Origin of the sequence: Actinomadura logoneensis, assembly GCF_003428695.1 — a bacterium.
GTDB lineage: Bacteria > Actinomycetota > Actinomycetes > Streptosporangiales > Streptosporangiaceae > Spirillospora > Spirillospora logoneensis.
The window spans coordinates 1-1387 of record NZ_QURH01000518.1 but is presented as its reverse complement, the minus strand read 5'-3'; the positions used below and the strand labels follow the sequence as shown (position 1 = coordinate 1387).

The 1387-nt window shown below is 78.2% G+C and carries 2 protein-coding genes and 1 pseudogene; 1 reads left to right on the top strand and 2 read right to left on the bottom strand.

Annotated features, from left to right (window positions below; genetic code table 11):
* Window positions 1-186, top strand: a 186-nt coding sequence (locus DZF91_RS40175; RefSeq protein WP_199486842.1) for a hypothetical protein, incomplete at its 5' end; no start/stop codon positions are given.
* A gap of 109 nt (window positions 187-295) precedes the next feature.
* Here DZF91_RS40175 and DZF91_RS23760 read toward each other — a convergent pair.
* Complete coding sequence (locus DZF91_RS23760) at window positions 296-808, bottom strand: NUDIX hydrolase (protein ID WP_158588030.1); 513 nt, start codon at window positions 806-808, stop codon at window positions 296-298.
* A 135-nt stretch (window positions 809-943) separates the two neighbouring features.
* Window positions 944-1387, bottom strand: a pseudogene (locus DZF91_RS23755) (zinc-binding dehydrogenase); the annotation flags it as partial.

The window sequence follows — 1387 nt, the reverse complement described above, 5'->3', positions numbered from 1 at the left end:
GCGCCCGCACGTCCGGCGGCCCCGGCCAAGCCCGCACCGAAGCCCGTCCGGGCGCACGTCCACCGGCCGCCCCACCCGGTCGCCGCCAGCCGCCCCCGGCGGCACGCCGGGCTCACCACCCCGCTGATCTTCGTGATCCTCGCGATCGTGATCAGCGCGGGCGTCGCCGCCCTCTTCGCCGCCTGACACGCCACGTCCGCCGCACCCTCGACTTCGGTGCGGCGGACGTGCGCTTGACGAGCGGACGCGCCCGATACGCCGCGCCCCCAGCGGAACGCGGCGGCGGGCTCGGGGGTCAGGGGGTGAGCAGGGTCCGGTGCAGGCGCAGCCAGGGCGCACCCGCGCAGCGCGCCGCGACCTCGTCCGGCGACGACCACGCCGCCTCGACGCACTCGCTGCCCGCCGCCGGACGCGTCACCGGACCCGGTCCGTCCCACCGCGCGGTGAAGAACGCCATGAACGTCCGCGACGGATACCCGTAGCCCTCCGGCGGGGCGTCCTCCAGCGTGATCGCCTGCCCGCCGAACAGCCGCAGCCGGTCCGCGCCGACGGCCAGCCCGGTCTCCTCGGCCAACTCGCGGACGGCCGCGTCCACCGGCGCCTCACCCGGCTCCACGTGCCCGCCCGGCACCTCCCAGCCGCGCCCCGGACGGTCCACCCGGGTCAGCAGCGTGCGCCCGGCCCCGTCCAGGACCAGCGCGAACGCCGTCGTCACCACCCTGCCGTCCGCCGGAAGGCCGTCCGTCAGCACCAGGTCCATCCGGTGCGCGACCGGGATCCACGGCACCGTCACCGTTTCCACCACCATGCCCGCCATGATCGCCCATCACGGCGGGCCGGCGTCCCCCCAGCCGGACGGCCCGCCGCCCGGACACCTGATGCCCGGACTGATGCCCGGACGGCCCGGTCGGCGCCCCCGGCCGAGGGCCGCGGGGCGGAGGCGTCAGAGGCGGCCCTCGAACAGCGCCCGCACCCCCGGCTCGGACCGCAGCAGGTCCAGCGCCATCTCGGCGTGCCCCGGCACGTACCCGTTGCCGACCAGCATCGTCACGTCCGCGGCCAGGCCCTCCGCGCCCAGCGCCGCCGCCGGGAACGACGTCGCCATCGAGAAGAACACGACCGTGCCGCCCGCCGCCGTCCCCAGCACCGCTCCGTGCTCGCAGCCCGGGACGTCCACGCACACCACCGTCACGTCCACCGGCGCGCCCAGCGCCGCCGCGACCGCCACCGGGTCGCGCGCGTCCGCCCGCACCACCCGGTCGGCCAGCCCGGACGCGACCAGCCGCCGCTCCTCGTCCTCCGTCGGCACCAGCCCGATCGTCTCGACCGCGCCCGCCCGCCGCGCCGCCGCCAGCGCCAGCGACCCGCTCTTGCCCGCCGCGCCCAG

Excerpts from the sequence above, each read along its gene's own strand:
- DZF91_RS23760 (WP_158588030.1), bottom strand. The coding sequence starts at position 808 with ATGGTGGTGGAAACGGTGACGGTGCCGTGGATCCCGGTCGCGCACCGG.